Origin of the sequence: Longimicrobium sp., from assembly GCF_036399935.1 — a bacterium.
GTDB lineage: Bacteria > Gemmatimonadota > Gemmatimonadetes > Longimicrobiales > Longimicrobiaceae > Longimicrobium.
In genome coordinates, this window is the sequence record NZ_DASWMD010000001.1 from 1 (window position 1) to 17,317 (window position 17,317).

Sequence of the window (17,317 nt, forward strand, 5' to 3'; positions counted from 1 at the left end):
GAAGCCGTGCTCGACGAAATCCTGGAGGAGATTCTTCCGCCCCGCCGCAGGCGAGTCGTCAAACGCGGGGTGAAGCGGAAGCAGAGCAAGTACCCGGTACGGCGGCGAACGGACAGGTGCACAACCGCCCCGCCAGTGACAATGATAATCCTTAGATGAACGGCATTCCGCCTGCGCGGACTGGCCCGTTCTGGTGCTGTGAGGACCGTGGGGCGCGGCCGGAGTGTGTGGCGGATTCCTCGGTCGCTGCGGAGTATCGGTGTGGCGGCAGGTTGCCCGTGGCCGCTCCGTCGGGATGGCATCCCGCGCTTCGGCAGGTTCGGTGTGCGTGCAGGTGAAGCCCCGAACGGGACGCGCCAGCGGTCCGTGTCGGGGCTTTCCGCTTTCCCAGCGGCGGGTTCACCCGCACTTGGGGGGCTCGTCGGGGCGACGTTGGGCTTCGCGGTACGTTTATCCCTTGGTCCCGATGCTCCTCACGGCCCATCCGTCCCGCGCCACCTCGTCCGTGTGCTCGCCCAAGGCCGGGGCCGGGCGGTGCAGGCCCGGAGGGGTTCGCTCCAGGCGCAGGGGCGAGGCGATGGTGTCCACCTGTCCGTAGCCTGCGCCTTGCATTGGCCAGAGGCCCGCGCGCTCCCGGAGGACGGGGTCTCGCAGGGCCTCGCCTACGGTCTGCAAGGGGGCGCAGGGCACGCCGTACGCCTCCATCCGTCCCAGCCACTCCGCCGCCGGTGCGCTGCTGAACAGGGCGGCCAGCACGGGGACGAGCTCGTCTCGGTGCTCCACGCGGCCCGGGTTGGTGGTGAAGCGATCGTCGTCTCGCAGGTCGTCTGCCCCGACCGCCTCGCACAGCCGCCGCCATTGCGCGTCGTTGCCCACCGCCACCACGAACGCGCGGTCCGCCGCGTCGAACGCCTGGTAGGGAACGATCGTGGCGTGCGCGTTTCCCCAGCGCCGCGGCTCGCGCCCGGTGACCAGCGCCGCCTCCGTGACGTTCACTAATCCCGCGAGCGCGGAATCGAAGAGCGACACCTCCACCCGCTGCCCACGCCCGGACGCCGCGCGCTCCGCCAGCGCCGCGAGGATGGCGATCGTGGCATTCTGTCCGGTCAGCACGTCCACCACCGCCACGCCCACCTTGGCCGGCGCGCCGCCTGGCTCCCCTGTGATGGCCATCCACCCTGCCCGCGCCTGCACCGCGAAGTCGTAGCCGGGCCGCCCCGCCTCCGGCCCGTCGCTCCCGTATCCGGTCACCGAGCAGTAGATCAGGCCAGGATTCTCGGCCGCGAGCTCATCGTATCCCAGCCCCCAGCCGTCCATCATCCCCGGTGCGTAGTTCTCCACCAGCACGTCGGCCTCGCGCGCCAGGCCGCGGACGAGCGCGCGGCCCTCCGCGTCCTTCAGGTCCACCGCGGCCGAGCGCTTGTTGCGGTTGACGCACAGGTAGTAGGCCGATTCGCGTCCCCGCGGCCCTTCGGCCCAGGGCGGGCCCCACGCGCGGGTGTCGTCACCGGCGCCGGCGCGCTCTATCTTGATGACCTCCGCGCCCAGGTCGCCCAGCGTCATGGTGCACAGCGGGCCGGCCAGCACGCGGGTAAGGTCCAGCACGCGCACGCCGGACAGGGGGCCGCGCGGACGATCGGGTTCGGGCATGGGATGGGCACGGAACGGGGAAACGGGGCCGAAGCGTAGCCCCGCCGCCGGGGTGGTGCAAGCGCGGCGGGCACACATCGTGTAAGTTGGCGCGGGGCGGACGACGATACGGCGAACCGGGGCGGCTGATGGCGGAACAGGCATCGGGACGGCTGGCGCGGCTGGTGGGCGCGGCGCGGGAAATCGCGGACACGGTGATCGCGCCCAGCGCCGAGCGCGAGGACCACGAGGCGCTCTGGCCGGCCGAGTCCATGCGCGCCCTGGGCGACGCCGGGCTGCTGGGCTTGAACGTTCCCGAGGCGCTGGGCGGCCACGGCGAGGGGCTGGCGGGGCTGGTGGCCATCTCGGAGACGCTGGCGTCGCAGGGCGCGTCCACCGCCATGTGCTTCGCCATGCACTGCGTGGGCACGGCGGTGATCGCCGCCAAGGCCACCGACTGGCAGAAGGAGGCGTACCTGCGCCCCATCGCCCGGGGCGAGCACGTGACCACGCTGGCGCTCAGCGAACCGGGCACCGGCGTTCACTTCTACGTCCCCGAAACGCGCATCGCGGCCGACGGCGACGACTTCCTGGTGACGGGGATCAAGAGCTTCGTCACCAACGGCGGGCAGGCGCAGTCGTACGTGGTCTCCACCTGCGCCGCGGACGATGCCGGTGGCGAGGGCAGCTTTTCGTGCGTGCTGGTGGACGAGGGCACGCCGGGGCTGGAGTGGTCCGAGCCGTGGCACGGGCTGGGGATGCGGGGCAACAGCTCGCGGTCCGCCACGATGAACGGGGTGCGCGTGCCCTGGCACAACCTGCTGGGCGAAGAGGGCGACCAGCTCTGGTACGTGTTCGAGGTGGTGGCGCCCTACTTTCTGATGGCGATGGCGGGCACCTACCTGGGGGTGGCCGCCGCCGCGCTGGAGGCCGCGCGCGAGCACCTGGGCTCGCGCCGCCACTCGCACTCCGGCGAGCTGCTGGGGAGCCAGCCCGTGCTTTCGCACCGCTTGGGCGAGCTGTGGATCGAGGTGGAGCGCACCCGCCAGCTGGTGCATTCCGCCGCCCAGCGCGCGGACGCCGGCGAGCCGGGCGCGCTGCTGGGCGTGCTGGGGTGCAAGGCCGCGGCGGGAGAGACCGCGGTGCACGTGGCCAACGAGGCGATGACGCTGTGCGGCGGCATCGCCTACCGCGAGAACGCCCGCCTGTCGCGCATCCTTCGCGACGCCCGCGCGGCCCACGTGATGGCGCCCACCACCGACGTCCTCAAGACGTGGGTGGGGCGCGCCCTGCTGAACCTGCCGCTGCTCTGATGGACGGGCCCCGCGCGCTGGTGCTGGCCGCCGGGGACGTTCCCTGGCGCGCGGCGCTGGGGGCCGGCGACGCCGTGCACCCGGTGGCCGCCAACGACGAGCTGGCGGCGCGCGCGGAGGGAGCGGACGCGGCGTTCCTGGCCGGATCGCCGCGCGAGGCGCTGGCCCTCGCGCGGCGGCTGCGGACGCTGGACCCCACGCTGCAGGCGGTGATCGTCGCCGAGGCGGGGAAGCGGACCGAGATGGAGCGGGCGCTGCTGTTCGCCCCCGGGCTGGGCGAGCTGTGGGTGGTGGAGGCCGAGCAGGTGGACGACGACCTGCTGCGCCGCGCCGCCTCGGTGACCGCCCAGCGGCGCCGCTTCCGCGGGACGGAAAAGGCCGTGGCGCGCGACCTGGCCCGGGTGGAGCCCCGGCGCGGGGAGCGGACCCTGGTCTCGGATGCGTTCCTGGCCGCGCTGCTCGACGTGCTGCCCGACCCGGTGGTGTCGCTGGACGACGACGGCAACGTGCTCTCGTGGAACCCCGCCGCCGAAACGACGATCGGCCACGCCCGGGCCGACGCGGTGGGACGGCCGCTGCTGGACCTGCTGCGGCCGGAGCCGCGCGAAGACTTCGAGGCGCTGCTCGAGGCGGCGCGCAGGGGCGCGGCCCGGGGCGAGGTCACCTACCGGCGGCGCGCGGGCGAGCCCGCCGTCGGCGAGGTGGCCGTGGTGCCGGTGATGGCGTCGGGCCACAGCGTGCGCGCGCTGGTGCTTCACGACGTCACCCACCTGCGCGAAACGCAGTCGGAGCTGGAGGCGCAGGCCGGCGAGCTGGAAAGCCAGGCCGCCGAGCTGGAGATGGTGAACGTGGACCTGGCCGAGCGCTCCGCCGAGCTGGAGCGGGCGCTGGCCACGCGCAGCCGCTTCTACGCGGCCATGAGCCACGAGCTGCGCACGCCCATCAACGCGGTGATCGGCTACACCGAGCTGATCCTGGAGGGCATCTTCGGCCCCGTCGACGCGCGGCAGCGGGACGCGCTGGAGCGGTCGGCGCGGGCCGCGCGGCACCTGCTGGAGCTGGTGAACGACGTGCTGGACCTGTCCAAGATCGAGGCGGGGCGCATCGAGGTAGAGGTGGAGGAGGTCGTTCCCGGCCACCTGGTGGCGGAGCTGATGGACACGGTGCGGCCGATGGCGGAAGAGAACGGCGTGGCGCTGGAGATGGCACCGGGCGGGCACCCGTGCCTGCCGGTGGTCACCGACCCGCGGCGGGTGCGCCAGATCGTGCTGAACCTGCTGTCCAACGCCATCAAGTTCGGCGGCGGCAAGCCGGTCACCGTGTCGTGCCGGGGGCTGGGGGACGGCGGGGTGGAGATCGACGTGGCGGACCAGGGGCGCGGCATCGACGCGGCCGACCAGGCGCGCATCTTCGAGGAGTTCGTGCAGATCGACCGCCAATCGGGAACGGGCACGGGGCTGGGGCTGCCCATCTCGCGGCGGCTGGCGCAGCTCCTGGGCGGCGCCATCCGCGTGGCCTCCGCGCCCGGCCAGGGCAGCACCTTTACCGTGCGCCTTCCCGCCAAGGCCCCCGCCGCGGGGTCGCGCCCGCTGGACGGCTGAAGGGCAGGCTACTTGCTGGGAACGACGCTGAGAAGCTCCACGAACACGAAGCAGTGCCGCACTAACGCACTGACGCACTGACGCACTGTCTTTACACCAAAACTCGAGACGGACGACGGTTATGGCTTCATTCAACGACCTCGGGCTTGGCGAGCCGCTGCTGGCCGCGCTGGAAGACGCGGGGATCGAGCATCCCACCGGCCTTCAGCAGGCCGTGATCCCCGTGCTGCGGCGCGAGGGAAACCTGGTGGCGCGCGCCAGCAGCGGCGCCGGCAAGACGCTGGCGTACGGCCTGGGCGTGCTGGACCGGCTCCCCGCGCGCGAGCCCGTCGCTGACGACGACGAGGGCGATGACTCCGCGTCGCTCGACGAGGCGCCGTCCGGCGTCCGCCTGCTCATCCTTACCGCCACCCCCGAGGCGGCTGCGCGCGCCGCGCTGGAGCTGGTGCCCTTCGCCCAGGCCGCGGGGCTCACCGTCAGCGGGTCGGGCGGCGGATGGGGGACGGGCGCGGGCGAGGCCGAGGTGCTGGCCGCCACGCCGCAGGAGGTGATGGAGGGGGTGCGCACGTCCGAGGTGAAGCTGGAGGGCGTGGAGGCGGTGGTGGTGGATGGCGCGTCGGAGATCCACGCGCTGGGCGGATGGGAAACACTGGAAACCCTTTTCGACCACCTCCCGCGCGACGCGCAGCGGGTGATCGTCACCGCCGAGGTCAGCGAGCCGGTGGAAGACCTGGCCGGCCGCCGGGTGAAGCGCGCCCTGCGCTACCCGTCCGAGCCCGCCTCGCCAGACCTTCACGAGGCCGCCGCCGAGCCCACGTCCACCGTCGGCTACGTGGCCGTCGCGGAGCGCGACAAGCTGGGAACGGTGGCGCGCCTGCTGGGCGGCGGACCGGCGCCGGTGCTGTACTGCCGCACGGACGAGCGCGCGGCGCAGGTGTCCGAGGCGCTGACCCTGCGCGGCTTCCTGGTGGGCGACGCGGACGATCCCGACGCCGACGTGGTGGTGCTGGGCTCCACAGTAGACGAGGACGGGGATACGCCGGAGGGGCAGGTGATCAGCTTCGACGTTCCGGCGGACGAAGCCGCGCTGCGGGCGCGCCACGGCGGCGAGGACCCCGGGTTCGTGCTGGTGGAGCCGCGCGAGCTGGCGCATCTTCGACAGATCGCGAAGCGCGCGGGCTTCCATGCGCAGCCGGGGGGGATCGAGGGCGAGGCACCGGTCGGTGGATCGGCGGAGCTGCGCGCCTTCCGCGGCGACCTGCGCCGCGCCCTGCGCGAAGAAGACTTGGCCGCGCAGATGCTGATCCTGGAGCCGCTGCTGGAAGACTTCACCGCGACGGAGATCGCCGCCGCGGCGTCCGCTCTACTTCGGAAGAAGCGCGCGGCCGAGCCGGCGGCCTCGGCGGCGGACGCGCTTCCCGCGGCCGCGGCGGCGGCGCGCAACCGCCTGGCCCGGCCGGCGCCGGGGGGCCACGCCGAGTCGGGCGCCATCCCGGGTGCGTTCGCGCGGCTCTTCATCAGCGTGGGCGAGCGCGACAACGTGCGCCCCAACGAGCTGATGGGCGCCATCGCGGGCGAGGCCGACATCCCCGGCAGCAGCATCGGAAAGATCGACATCCGCGACACCTTTTCCGTGGTCGAGGTGCCGGCGGAGATGGCCGAGCGGGTGATCAGTGCGCTGAACGGCACCAGCATGAAGGGCCGCAGCCTGCGCGTGGACTACGATCGGCAGCGCAAGGCAGGGCCCGGTGGCGGCGGGCCGCCCATGCGCCGCACGCAGCGCGGCCCCGGAGCCGGTGGACCGCGCGAGGACCGGCCGCGGGACGACCGGCCGCGCGACCGTGACGATCGCCCCCGTGGCGGACCCGGCGGCCGTCCCCGGCCCGGCGGAGGTGGAGGTGGTCCCCGTGGCGCTGGCGGCTCGGGGGGCGGCTTCCGGCGGCCTCGCGACGAGTGACGGCGCGGAGATGAAACGGGAAAGGGCGGCGCGCAGCCATTGCGCGCCGCCCTTTTCGTCGGCTACACTCTTGCCCGCCGCTCAGCCCTCGTCCAGCAGGCGGCGGATTTCCGCCTCCAGCAGCGCGGGGGTGGAGGCGATGCCCAGGTCCGCGAGCGCTTCCTCGGCCCGCAGGCGCAGGGCGGGTTCGGCGTCGCGCAGCAGGGGCGGCACGGGGGCGGGGGGACGGGGCGCATGGGTGCGGGCGGGGCGGCGCAGCTCCACGCGGAAGCTGCCCCCCAGGTTTTCGGCGCTCCAGCGGCTGACCAGGGTGCCCTTCAGCTCAGCCAGCAGGTGCTCGATTTCGTTGCGGACCACGGGAATGCCGCCGGAGTGGAGGCCGCGGCCGGTGACCACCACCACCGTGCGGACGTTCTTGGCCTGGCGGGCGCGCAGCCACTCCCCGGCGCGGCGCCGCGCCTCGTCGCCGGTAAGGCCGTGCAGGTCCAGCACGGGATGCACCGTTCCCCACGCCTCGCGGGACACGCCCCCGGCGGGCGGACGCTTCTTCCTGGGCATGGCGGGACGGCGGCGCTCGGGTGGAGGGTGGATGAAAACACGAGGGGCCGCGGTGCGAACCGTGGCCCCTCGGGATGGCGAACCGGCACGGGCCTTTATCAGGCGCCGAGCATGTCCTTGAGGCGCTTGCCGATCTTGAACGCCGCGCTGGTGCTGGCCGCGATGTCGATCTCGTTGCCGGTGCGCGGGTTACGACCCTTGCGCGCCTCGCGCTTCTTGCTCTCGAAGCTGCCGAACCCCGTGATCTGCACCTTGTCCCCGTTCCGCAGCGCGTCGGCGATGATGCCGCCCTCTACGCCGAACAGCGCGTCGACCGCCTTGGTGGCCTCGGCACGGCTCAGATCGGCACGGGAGGCGAGCTGCTGAATGAGTTCAGACTTGTTCACGAAGGAGCTCCTGTCTTTAAGAGGGTGTGACCTGGCGAAAAAACCAAACGGCGGCGCCGTTCGCACCGTAGAGTAGGTGCACCCTCCGCACTCGTCAAGAGAGTTGCTGTGCAAGAAACTCCAGTAGCTGCGCCGATTCCCGCCCACGAGCGCCATCTCCGCGAGCTGACCGCCGCCCGCGAGATCGCCCACGCCTTCCTGACGGCGCGCACGCCCGACGAGGTGTATCGCCTTGCCCTGGAACGGGTTGCCCCCGTCGTGGGCGCCGCGTTCGGCTGCGTGTACCTGCGCGAAAGCGACGACGTGCTGCGCCTGGTGGCCGCCTGGAACTGGCCCACGGCGTACCGCAGGTTCCTTGGAGAAATGCGGGTTCGCGTGGGGCTGGGCCCCACCGGCAGCGCCGTGGCCGAGGGGCGGCCGGTGGAGGTGTACGACGTGTTCGCCGACCCGGAGCTGGCCGACTGGTGGGACGCGGCGGGCGAGCTGGGGTTCGCGTCGTCCGTGTCGCTTCCCATCATCCTGGCCGGTCAGGCCGAGGGCGCGCTCACCTTCTACTTCGCCCGCACCGACCGGCTGGACGAGGCCGACCGCTCGCTGCTGCGGCTCGTGGCCGACCAGCTGAGCGCCACGGCCGAGAAGGCGCACCTGATCGAAGACCTTCAGCGCGCCAACGTGCAGCTTCGCGAGCAGAACGTGGAGCTCGAGGCCCGCTTTCTCGAGGCCGAGGAGGCGCGCCGGCTGAAGAACGAGTTCCTGGCCAACGTGTCGCACGAGCTGCGCACGCCGCTCACCGCCATCCTGGGCTTCACCTACCTCCTCCGCGAGCGGCACGCCGGCCCGCTGACCGACGAGCAGGCGCAGAGCGTGGAGCGCGTGGAGACGGCGGCCATGCAGCTGATGGAGCTGATCGACGACCTGCTGAACATGGCCAACCTTCAGCTGGGGCGCCTGGACGTGCGCCCGGAAACGTGCGACGCCGTGGCGCTGGCGCGCGCCGCCATGTCGGGGCTGGCGCCCCCCGCGCCCGAGGTGGAGGTGCGCACGCTGGCCCCCGACGCGGCCGTGCCGGTGCGCACCGATCCCAGCCAGGTGGTGCGCATCCTTCGCAACCTGGTGGGGAACGCGTTCAAGTTCACGCCGGCGGGGCGGGTGACGGTACGGGTCCGCGTGAGCAGCGGCTCGCCGTGGACCCCTGAGGCGCGCGCCGGGGGCGACGCGCGGCACTCGATCGTCTGGGAGGTGGAGGACACAGGCATTGGGATCGACGAGGCCGACCAGGAACGGATCTTCGCGCAGTTCCTGCAGATCGACGGGTCGGCCACGCGGCGGTACGGCGGGACGGGGATGGGGCTGGCCCTGTCGCGGCAGCTCGCGCGGCGGCTGGGGGGAGACGTGACCGTGCGGTCGAAGCGAGGCGTGGGTTCGACGTTCACGCTGTCGCTGCCGGCGGGGTTCGGGCCCATGCTGGTGCCGTAGGAGGGCCTTCCCCCGACCGCGCCGACGTCAGGCTCTGGTGCGTCGAGATGGAGTCCTGTGCGCAGGCCGGCGCCCCCATCCCCAGCCCTTCCCCCGCAACTGCGCGGGGGAAGGGAGCCAGTCCGGCGCGCATCCAAGTCATTGGAGCGCAACGCACCGCGCGGACCCAGTTCAGCGCACCTCTCAAACCATTGTCGCGCAACGACCTGTCATCCTGAGGCCCAGGCGAGCGACACCTGCCCCCCACGCCATCCCTCGCGGGCCGAAGGATCTAATCGCGGACGCTTCCCAGCCCGGGCGCGGCAGCGGTCACGAAAGCGTTGGCCTCGGCTGCCGTCCCGGCGGTTGAAACCGCAGCTGGCACATCACGAAGTCCGCCTGCGCGGACTGCACGCGCGGTCGAGTGCGCCACCCCGGCCCGAGCGCAATCGGATTCTCCCTTTCCCGCGCTTGCGGGGGAGAGGGCCGGGGAGAGGGGGCGGCCAGGCGCATGCGCCGCCTCCCCCGAAGCGCACCGTTCTTGCCCCGGGCTTCCTTGTCGAGTGCGCCAGGCCGGCCGGACCGTGATTCAGGTCTCCCCCTCCCCTGCGCAGCGGGGGACGGGGGCCGGGGGGCAGGGGGCTCCAAAGGCATGCGAGGTAGCCCGTCGAACCGCACCGGGCTGGCTCCCTTCCCCCGCGGGGGTTGCGGGGGAAGGGCTGGGGATGGGGGGCGGCCGGGGCATGCGCCGGGATCAGGATGACGCGCTCGATGTTCCGCTCGTGTTCGTGCCGGGTGCGCCCAGCCGCTCCAGGATATCCGCCCGCACGGCGGCGAACTCGTCGTCCGTCAGCACGGGGCGGAGTCCTGCGGTGGGGAGCGGGTGGTCCAGCTGCACCCACGACACGCATCCTTCGTAGCGGTGCACGTCCGGGAGCGTCACCGGCTCGTCCAGCCGGTAGGCCCGCACGAGCAGCGCGTGGACGTACGGGCGGTTGCGGTAGTTGAAGCGGTAGTGCGCGGCGGGGGGAGAGAGCGGGTGCAGCCCCTGGATGCGGTCCAGCACCTCGGGGCTCTCGATCCGGTGCACGCCGTCCACCACGCAGTACGTGCGGAACGGAATGGTGCCGCGCGGCTGCGGGCCGATGGCGTTCAGCAGCGGATGGAGCTCGGCGGCGAGGTCTGCGGGGTTCTGGTGCCAGCCGCTGGGAAAGATCCAGAACTCGCCGTGCTCCACGTCGAAGTCGCCCGCCCGTTCGTGGATGCCGCCCTTCCGCACCAGCAGCGACACGCGGCCGGTGGCGAGCGCCTCGTCCACCACCGCCCACTCCTTGAGCGCCGACGCGCTGCTCTCCTTCATGCGCGGTCGAACGGCAGCTTGACCACGCGCGCGCGCCCCTCGCCGCCCTCGCCCACCTGCACGTCCTCCCCGGGCTGCACCTCGCGCCGCACGTATCCGAGCGCGATCGTCTGGCCGAGCATGGGCGAAAAGGCCGCGCTCGTCGTCCAGCCTACCGGCTTTCCCGTATCGACGTCCGTCAGCGGTGCGCGCGGTGCCGGGACGCCCACGTCGCCCAGCAGCAGTCCGCGCAGGTGGCGGTTCACGTGGCCGCGGTGCGCGATGCGGATCACCACCTCCTGCCCCGTATAGCACCCCTTGGTGAACGAGATGGCGCGGTTCATCAGCCCCGCTTGCTCGTACGCCTCGGTGGGGATGGTTTCTTCGGTGATGTCGATGCCGTAGCGCGGGCGCCCCGCCTCGATCCGCAGCGTCTCCAGCGCCCCGAAGCCCACCGGCCGCGCTCCCATCCCCGCTCCGCGCTCCCGCAGCATCCGCCAGAGCTCCGCCGCGTGGTCCGCGGGGACGAACAGGTCGAAACCGTCCTCGCCGCCCGCCTCGCGCGTTGCCGCGACCAGCAGGCGCGCACCGCCAAACTCCGGCTCCACGAACGCGTCTTCGTCCAGCGGGGAGATGTCGGTACCGAGCGCGGCAGACAGCAGCTCGCGGGAGCGGGGGCCGTAGACGCCCAGGGCCGTGATCTCGTCCGTCGCGTCGGCCCAGCGGGCGAACATCGGCGGGACGAACTTCTTGAAGTGGTCGCGGACGCCCTCCAGCGCCTCGGCGGCGACGTCCACCAGCACCTCCGGACCGCCCGCACCCTCGCGCCGAAAGACGCGCAGGTCGGCGATGGTGCGCCCCTTGGGGGTGAGCATGGCCGCGTAGACGCCCTGGCCGGCGGGCGCCTTGAGCAGGTCGTTGGTGATCAGGCCGTGGATCATCCGCGCGGGGTCCTTGCCCCACAGCCGGAACCGCCCGCGGTCGCCGCGCTGCGCGATCCCGGCGGACTCGCGGACGGCGCGGTACTCCGCGTTGCCGTCGCCGAAGTGGCGGGCCACCTCGCGCCCGGCCACCTGGCCGAAGACGGCGCCCGCGCTTTCCAGCAGGGCGCGGATGGGCGCGGCGGGGGGCGCCGCGGTCGTTTCGCTCATGCAACCTCCTTCATCGTGCCGCCCGGTGGCGACAAAGGCCGCCCGCGGGGTGCCCGGGGCGGCCGTGATTCGCGGATTCGTGATGGCGCGGGGGATCAGGCCCGCGCCGCGCCCTGGCCGCAGAGCTCGCGCAGGCGGTCCTCGGCGCCCTCGTATTCCGTCACTAGGCGACGCACCTCGGCGGTGGAGGCGGCGTTGGGGAGATCGACCTTGATCTCCTGCCCCTCGTCGCGCGGCAGGTACACCACGGTCACCTTCCATCCCTCGACGCCGGTGGCCTTTCGCGCCACCAGGTCCACCGAGTATTCCGTGCCTCCGCACTCCAGCTTGTTCGCCAGCCGGTGCTCCTTCCAGGAGGAGCTTCGGGATAGTGCCATCGACCGTCTTCCGCTCGTCGTAAGTCCGTTTCCGAGCGGGAGAAAATAGCTTTCGTGACGCGTGCGGGCAATCGGATCTGGCTGGCATCGGGGCGTTTCGATGGGCCTCCGTGCATTCCCCCGGCTGCCCTCTCCCCCCGGCCCCCTCTCCCGCAAGCGGGCGCAGAATTCGAACGCGCTTCGGCGGGCTCCGGCGCGTGCTGTTGAAGCCCCGAACGGCGACGCGACAGCGGCGCCGTGTCGGGGCTTACCGCTTTCCGAGCGGCGGGTTCACCCGCTCACGGAGGGGGGCGCGTCCGAGGTTGTCCTCCCCTACATCCCCATCCGCCGCTTCATCTCCCGCAACCGCTCCTCGACGTCGTCCGCGGACGAGGGGGGCGGGGGCGCGGGGTCCAGTTCGGAAAGCTCGTCGAGCGCATCGCTGTACGCGGCTTCGCTTTCGATGCGGCCGGAGGCGCGGGCGAAGTCGTCGTCCGTCGCGGCGCCGGCCTGGCGGAGGCGCTGGCCGGACTGCGCGCGGCGCATCTCGCTGAGCAGCGCGAAGCGGTTGAGGTCCGCCTCCTTGTAGCGGCGCATCATGTCCTGCACCTCCACCCCGCGCAGCTCGTGCTCGGCGCGGGCGGCGCGCACCTTTTCTTCCAGGACGGCGATGCGGCGGCGGTGGCGGTCGGCGAACTCGGCGGCCACGCGCACCGTCTCCGCATCGCCGATCTTCTGCGCCAGGCCGCCGCGGCGGACGGCGTCGTCCAGGGCCGTGCGCTCGCGCGCCAGCTCGCGCTCGGCGGCGGCGATGTTCTCCTGCAGCAGCGGCAGGGTGGCGCGCGCGTCCACCATTTCGCGGCGCATGGCCGAAAGGAGCTCGGCTACCTGGTCTTCGGGCTCGCGGCGGCTGGACTCGGCCACGAAGGCGTCCCACGTCCGCGCGAACAGCTTCTTGAGGTCGGTGAGCATGGGGCAAGCTACGCACGCGGCGGGGCCCGGGTCAACGCGCGGCGGAATCAGGTCCGATTGTTGCTTTTCCGCCGCCCAACGCTTCAACCACGGACTGCATCGGATGGTCAAAGTAGAGCCGGGACCGCCTAATTTTCCTGGGTTCGACACCCTCACCAAGGAAGAGCGGAAGTCGGTTACCCACAGCGAATTCTGGATCCCCGAGGACGAGCGGGAGCTGTACAAGATGGCGCTCGCCGCGCTCCGGGACGCCGGGGTTCCGTCCGTGGTGGCGGGGGCGTACGCCATCTACGAGCACACGGGCATCTATCGCCAGACCAAGGACCTGGACCTGTTCCTCACGCCCGAGGCGGTGATCCAGGCCATGGGCGTGCTGAAGAGCGTGGGGTTCACCACGCGGCTCGAACAGCCGCACTGGATTGGCAAGGCGATCAGCAAGGCCAACCGCGACCACTTCATCGACATCATCTACGGCATGGGCAACGGCCTGGCCCTGATCGACGAAGACTGGTTCCGCTACAGCACCGCCGCCACGCTCGCGGCCACCCCGGTGCGGGTGGCGCCGGTGGAGGAGCTGATCTGGCACCGGCTGTTCATCCACGAGCGGCACCGCCACGACATGGCCGACGTTGCGCACCTGATCCTGTGCAAGGGCCACGTGATGGACTGGAAGCGGCTCGTGGCCAAGGCGGGCGAAAACTGGCCCCTGCTGCTGTCGCAGCTGCTGCTGTTCCGCTACGTCTATCCGGGCTATCGCGACCAGGTTCCCGAGGCGGTGCTGCGCGAGCTGCTGGACCGGGCCGAAAAGTCCAGCCACCAGCGCTCGGACGACGGCGACGGGCACAACGTGACGAACGGCACGATGATCTCGCGCTTCTCGTTCGCCATCGACGTGAACGAGTGGGGGTTCCGCGACACCCGCGAGGAAAGCATCGCGCGGATGCAGCAGCATCCCGAAATCCTGAAGCTGCTCGATGCCGACGTGTGGGACGAGCGCGCGCCGGACACGGAGCAGGAGAGCGTTCCCGACAGCCTGGGCGAAGAGGAATGACGGACCATCCGAGCACGGCGGAGGGGGAGCCCGGGACGGAGAAGGAAGCTCGCTTCGGGCGGCGCAGGGAAGACCGGGCCGGCCGCTCGGTGCGGGTGGCGGCGGTGGGCGACTTTCATTGCGGCGAAAAGGACGGCGGCCTGTACCGCGAGCTCTTCGCGCGGGTGAACGACGAGGCCGACATCCTGCTGCTGGCGGGCGACCTCACGCGGCGCGGCATTCCCGCCGAGGTGGACGTGGTGGTCAAGGAGCTGTCCGACGTGCGCGTGCCCATTCTGGCCGTGCTTGGCAACCACGACCACGAGTCAGGCAACGTCGACAAGGTGAACTCCATCCTGCGCGCGCGGGGCGTGCACCTGCTCGACGAGTCGCCCTTCGAGCTGAACGAGCACGTGGGGTTCGCCGGCGTCAAGGGCTTCATGGGCGGGTTCGGGCGCTACACGCTCACGGCGTTCGGCGAGCAGGAGACCAAGGATTTCGTGGGCACGTCGCTGGACGAGGCGCAGAAGCTGGAGTACGCGCTGCGTCGCCTCTCCACGCCGGTGCGCGTGGTGCTGCTTCACTACGCGCCCATCATGGACACGGTGATGGGCGAGCCCGAGCAGATCTTTCCGTTCCTGGGCAACGACCGCTTGGTGGAGCCCATCGACCGCTTCAAGGCGGCGGTCGCGTTCCACGGCCATGCGCACCACGGCACCTTCAGCGGCAAGACGCCGGGTGGGGTGCCCGTGTTTAACGTGTCGCTGGTGCGCGTTCGCGAGGACGCCAAGCACGACATGTTCTACGTGCACGAGATCCCCATCCCCGCCGATTCCGAGACCGAGCGCGTGTCCGAGCCGGGGGTGGAGCAGCCGACGGAGCAGGAGAGGACGGCCGCGGGAAGTGCGTGAGTAGGAAAGTGCGTTAGTGCGTTAGTGCGTTAGTGCGGAAGTTGATCGGCCCTCTCCAGAATCCGGGGAGGGCCGATGCTTTCGTGGGGCCCTCACCCGTCCTCGCTTCGGGCATCCGCGCGCTCGAAATGCGTGATGCGCGATGGCCTGTCATCCTGAGGCCCAGGCGCACCTCACTTGCCCGTACCGGGTACCTCGCGGGCCGAAGGATCTAACCGCGGCCACTTCCCGGCCCGGGCGCGGCAGCGATCACGGAAGCGGAGGCCTCTGCCCGGCTGGGGCGACTGAAGTCGCGGCAACAACGGCCCGAAGTCCGCCTTCGCGGACTGCACGCGCAGCCGAGTGCGCGAGGCCAGCGGCACCACAATCGAATTCTCCCCTCTCCGCATGCGCAGCATGCGGGGAGGGGCCGGGGGAGGGGCTAGCCGAGGCATGCGCCGGCCCCGGTCGAACCACCCCGATCGCCGCGGGTTCACCCACCCCCGTCTCGGAACGCCGCCCGGAGACGCAAAAACCTGCCGCCGCGCCGAAGTTCCGCCCGTTCATCTACTTGCAAAGCCTTGTAGAAGCTGCGCCGGAAAGTGCACGGAATACGGTGCGGACCTTGCTACTCTGCCCAGTCCGCTCCGTGAGCACGTCGCACGACCCAGGGCCCGGAGCCCGCACACATTCCGACCACCCGGTGGGCACTGCATGAAGCTGGTCATCTTCGGACTGACCGTCAGTTCGTCGTGGGGCAACGGGCACGCCACGCTCTGGCGGGGGCTGATCCGCGCCCTCGCCGCACGCGGCCACGACGTCGTGTTCTTCGAGAAGGACGTTCCGTACTACGCCGACAACCGCGACCTGGACACGATTCCCGGGGCCACGCTGGTCCTGTACCCGGACTGGGAAGCCAATCTCCCCCTCGCCCGCGCGCACCTGGCCGACGCGGACGTGGCGATGGTCACCAGCTACCAGGCGGACGCATTGGCCGCCACGGAGCTCGTCCTCTCGTCCCAAGCGGCGGTGAAGACGTTCTACGACCTGGACACGCCCGTCACCCTCGATGCGCTGGCCAGCGGCAAGCCCGTGTCGTACGTGGGCGAGCGGGGGCTGCGCGACTTCGACCTGGTGCTCAGCTACACCGGCGGTGCCGCGTTGGATGAACTGCGCAGCCGGCTGGGCGCGCGCCGCGTGGCGCCGCTGTACGGCCACGTGGACCCCGACGTCCATCGTCCCGCCGTGGCGACGGAGGAATACCGCGCGGACCTCTCGTACCTGGGGACGTACGCGGACGACCGGCAGGCCGCGCTGGAACGGCTGTTCATCGACGCCGCCCGGCAGCTTCCGGAGCAGCGGTTCCTCATCGCCGGCGCGCAGTATCCCCAGGACTTTCCGTGGACGCGGAACACCTGGTTCCGCCGCCACCTGGCGCCGGGCGACCATCCCACGTTCTACAGCTCGTCGCGCTTTACGCTGAACGTCACCCGCCGGGCGATGGCGGAAATGGGCTGGTGCCCCTCCGGCCGGCTGTTCGAGGCGGCGGCGTGCGGCTGCCCCGTCGTCAGCGATGCGTGGGAGGGGCTGGACGCCTTCTTCACCCCCGGCGCCGAGATCGTCGTCGCCCACGACACGGCCGACGTGATCGCGGCCATGCGGATGGACGACGGCGAGCGCGACCGGCTGGCGCGGGCGGCGCGGGAGCGCACGCTGGACGAGCACACCTCCGAGCGGCGGGTGGCGGAGCTGGAGCAGGTGCTGGACGCGGCCTTCGGCGCGGCCGAGGGTGCGGCGGAGTGGGACACACCGGTGGCGGGAGAGGCATGAGCATGTGGGGAATCGTGCCGGCGGCGGGCGCGGGAAGCCGTATCCAGCCGCTCGCGTTCAGCAAGGAGCTGCTTCCCGTGGGCAGCCGCGTGGACGGCGACGGGGTGGAGCGACCCAAGGCCGTCAGCGAGTACCTGGTGGAGCGGATGATCCGCGCCGGGGCCAGCAAGATCTGCTTCGTGATCTCGCCCGCCAAGAGCGACATCGTGCAGTACTACGGCGGCGGGTTCGGCACGGCCGACGTGTGCTACGCCGTGCAGCCCAAGCCGGCGGGGCTCTGCGACAGCATCTTCCGCGTGCTTCCCTTCATCCACCGTGACGAGCACGTTGTCGTCGGCCTGCCGGACACCGTCTGGTTTCCCGAGGACGGCCTGTGCGCGCTGGGCGACGACTCGCTTTCGTTCCTGCTCTTTCCCGTGGAGCGCCCCGAGTTCTTCGACGCCGTGGTGACGGACGACGACGGGCGCGTGCAGGAGATCCAGGTGAAGCAGCCGGGAGCCGCCACGCACTGGGTGTGGGGCGCCTTCAAGCTCCCCGGCTGGTGCTTTGCGGAGCTTCACGACCTGTGGCAGGAGCGCGGCAGGCAGGACGAGTACATCGGCACGCTGGTCAACGCGTGGCTGGCGCGCGGCGGCGTGGCCCACGCCGTGCGCGCGGGGCAGACGTACGTGGACGTGGGCACCCTGCACGGCTACCGCGAGGCCATCCAGGCGCTCACCGGCCAGGCCGCTCCCGAGGGCCCCACCCCGCTCTGCGCGCTGGGCACCGCCATCGCGGCCGCGCACGTTCCCGTCGTCGCCGGCGTTTCGCCTGCGTGAGCGGAACCCCATACATCCAATCGATCCGGAGG

General features: G+C 71.7%; 15 protein-coding genes. 8 read left to right on the plus strand and 7 right to left on the minus strand.

Going from position 1 to position 17,317, the window contains the following annotated elements; translation table 11 throughout:
* Positions 1–450 precede the first annotated feature (450 nt).
* A complete protein-coding gene (locus VGB24_RS00005) occupies positions 451–1,650 on the minus strand; it encodes a CoA transferase (RefSeq protein WP_331070902.1) in 1,200 nt (399 codons plus the stop codon).
* Between the two features lie 128 nt (positions 1,651–1,778).
* Between VGB24_RS00005 and VGB24_RS00010 the strand changes: the two genes are divergently transcribed.
* The 3 genes from VGB24_RS00010 (at position 1,779) to VGB24_RS00020 (ending at position 6,500) form a co-directional block, all read left to right on the plus strand.
* Positions 1,779–2,942, plus strand: a complete 1,164-nt coding sequence (locus VGB24_RS00010) for an acyl-CoA dehydrogenase family protein (protein ID WP_331070903.1) — start codon at positions 1,779–1,781, stop codon at positions 2,940–2,942.
* The gene (locus tag VGB24_RS00015; RefSeq protein WP_331070904.1) at positions 2,942–4,543 is read left to right on the plus strand and encodes a PAS domain-containing sensor histidine kinase; all 1,602 of its coding nucleotides are present in this window, start codon (positions 2,942–2,944) and stop codon (positions 4,541–4,543) included. The genes VGB24_RS00010 and VGB24_RS00015 overlap by 1 nt, the downstream gene beginning before the upstream one ends.
* Before the next feature lie 121 nt (positions 4,544–4,664).
* Positions 4,665–6,500 carry a DbpA RNA binding domain-containing protein gene (locus tag VGB24_RS00020; protein WP_331070905.1) on the plus strand — a complete coding sequence of 612 codons (1,836 nt, stop codon included), beginning with the start codon at positions 4,665–4,667 and terminating at the stop codon, positions 6,498–6,500.
* Between the two features lie 81 nt (positions 6,501–6,581).
* Here the strand turns inward: VGB24_RS00020 and VGB24_RS00025 are convergent, their stop codons facing one another.
* On the minus strand, positions 6,582–7,058 hold the full coding sequence (locus VGB24_RS00025) for a Smr/MutS family protein (RefSeq protein WP_331070906.1): 477 nt from the start codon (positions 7,056–7,058) through the stop codon (positions 6,582–6,584).
* Between the two features lie 98 nt (positions 7,059–7,156).
* On the minus strand, positions 7,157–7,444 hold the full coding sequence (locus VGB24_RS00030) for an HU family DNA-binding protein (RefSeq protein ID WP_331022159.1): 288 nt from the start codon (positions 7,442–7,444) through the stop codon (positions 7,157–7,159).
* 108 nt (positions 7,445–7,552) lie between these two features.
* On the opposite strand from VGB24_RS00030, the gene VGB24_RS00035 reads away from it, so the two are divergent.
* On the plus strand, positions 7,553–8,920 hold the full coding sequence (locus VGB24_RS00035) for an ATP-binding protein (RefSeq protein ID WP_331070907.1): 1,368 nt from the start codon (positions 7,553–7,555) through the stop codon (positions 8,918–8,920).
* 733 nt (positions 8,921–9,653) lie between these two features.
* Here the strand turns inward: VGB24_RS00035 and VGB24_RS00040 are convergent.
* The 4 genes from VGB24_RS00040 to VGB24_RS00055 form a co-directional block, all read right to left on the minus strand.
* A complete protein-coding gene (locus VGB24_RS00040; protein ID WP_331070908.1) occupies positions 9,654–10,259 on the minus strand; it encodes a DUF1802 family protein in 606 nt (201 codons plus the stop codon).
* On the minus strand, positions 10,256–11,389 hold the full coding sequence (locus VGB24_RS00045) for an aminomethyltransferase family protein (protein WP_331070909.1): 1,134 nt from the start codon (positions 11,387–11,389) through the stop codon (positions 10,256–10,258). Before VGB24_RS00045 ends, VGB24_RS00040 begins: the two co-directional genes overlap by 4 nt.
* A 95-nt stretch (positions 11,390–11,484) precedes the next feature.
* On the minus strand, positions 11,485–11,766 hold the full coding sequence (locus tag VGB24_RS00050; protein WP_331022163.1) for a hypothetical protein: 282 nt from the start codon (positions 11,764–11,766) through the stop codon (positions 11,485–11,487).
* Between the two features lie 312 nt (positions 11,767–12,078).
* On the minus strand, positions 12,079–12,717 hold the full coding sequence (locus VGB24_RS00055) for a hypothetical protein (protein WP_331070910.1): 639 nt from the start codon (positions 12,715–12,717) through the stop codon (positions 12,079–12,081).
* Between the two features lie 103 nt (positions 12,718–12,820).
* Here VGB24_RS00055 and VGB24_RS00060 point away from each other — a divergent pair, with 103 nt between their 5' ends.
* From VGB24_RS00060 to VGB24_RS00075, 4 genes are all read left to right on the plus strand, one after another.
* Positions 12,821–13,768 (plus strand): hypothetical protein, encoded by a 948-nt coding sequence (locus VGB24_RS00060; RefSeq protein ID WP_331070911.1) that lies wholly within the window; start codon positions 12,821–12,823, stop codon positions 13,766–13,768.
* A complete protein-coding gene (locus VGB24_RS00065) occupies positions 13,765–14,658 on the plus strand; it encodes a metallophosphoesterase family protein (protein WP_331070912.1) in 894 nt (297 codons plus the stop codon). Before VGB24_RS00060 ends, VGB24_RS00065 begins: the two co-directional genes overlap by 4 nt.
* Positions 14,659–15,351: 693 nt before the next feature.
* A complete protein-coding gene (locus VGB24_RS00070; RefSeq protein WP_331070913.1) occupies positions 15,352–16,467 on the plus strand; it encodes a CgeB family protein in 1,116 nt (371 codons plus the stop codon).
* 2 nt (positions 16,468–16,469) lie between these two features.
* Positions 16,470–17,285, plus strand: a complete 816-nt coding sequence (locus VGB24_RS00075) for a sugar phosphate nucleotidyltransferase (protein ID WP_349263879.1) — start codon at positions 16,470–16,472, stop codon at positions 17,283–17,285.
* The last annotated feature ends 32 nt before the right edge of the window (positions 17,286–17,317 follow it).

Bases quoted from the DNA above. Each gene is read 5' to 3' on its own strand.
- VGB24_RS00040 (WP_331070908.1), bottom strand. From the start codon at position 10,259: ATGAAGGAGAGCAGCGCGTCGGCGCTCAAGGAGTGGGCGGTGGTGGAC.
- VGB24_RS00015 (WP_331070904.1), top strand. From the start codon at position 2,942: ATGGACGGGCCCCGCGCGCTGGTGCTGGCCGCCGGGGACGTTCCCTGG.
- VGB24_RS00045 (WP_331070909.1), bottom strand. From the start codon at position 11,389: ATGAGCGAAACGACCGCGGCGCCCCCCGCCGCGCCCATCCGCGCCCTG.
- VGB24_RS00075 (WP_349263879.1), top strand. From the start codon at position 16,470: ATGTGGGGAATCGTGCCGGCGGCGGGCGCGGGAAGCCGTATCCAGCCG.
- VGB24_RS00060 (WP_331070911.1), top strand. From the start codon at position 12,821: ATGGTCAAAGTAGAGCCGGGACCGCCTAATTTTCCTGGGTTCGACACC.
- VGB24_RS00020 (WP_331070905.1), top strand. From the start codon at position 4,665: ATGGCTTCATTCAACGACCTCGGGCTTGGCGAGCCGCTGCTGGCCGCG.
- VGB24_RS00065 (WP_331070912.1), top strand. From the start codon at position 13,765: ATGACGGACCATCCGAGCACGGCGGAGGGGGAGCCCGGGACGGAGAAG.
- VGB24_RS00055 (WP_331070910.1), bottom strand. From the start codon at position 12,717: ATGCTCACCGACCTCAAGAAGCTGTTCGCGCGGACGTGGGACGCCTTC.
- VGB24_RS00025 (WP_331070906.1), bottom strand. From the start codon at position 7,058: ATGCCCAGGAAGAAGCGTCCGCCCGCCGGGGGCGTGTCCCGCGAGGCG.
- VGB24_RS00005 (WP_331070902.1), bottom strand. From the start codon at position 1,650: ATGCCCGAACCCGATCGTCCGCGCGGCCCCCTGTCCGGCGTGCGCGTG.
- VGB24_RS00010 (WP_331070903.1), top strand. From the start codon at position 1,779: ATGGCGGAACAGGCATCGGGACGGCTGGCGCGGCTGGTGGGCGCGGCG.
- VGB24_RS00070 (WP_331070913.1), top strand. From the start codon at position 15,352: ATGAAGCTGGTCATCTTCGGACTGACCGTCAGTTCGTCGTGGGGCAAC.
- VGB24_RS00050 (WP_331022163.1), bottom strand. From the start codon at position 11,766: ATGGCACTATCCCGAAGCTCCTCCTGGAAGGAGCACCGGCTGGCGAAC.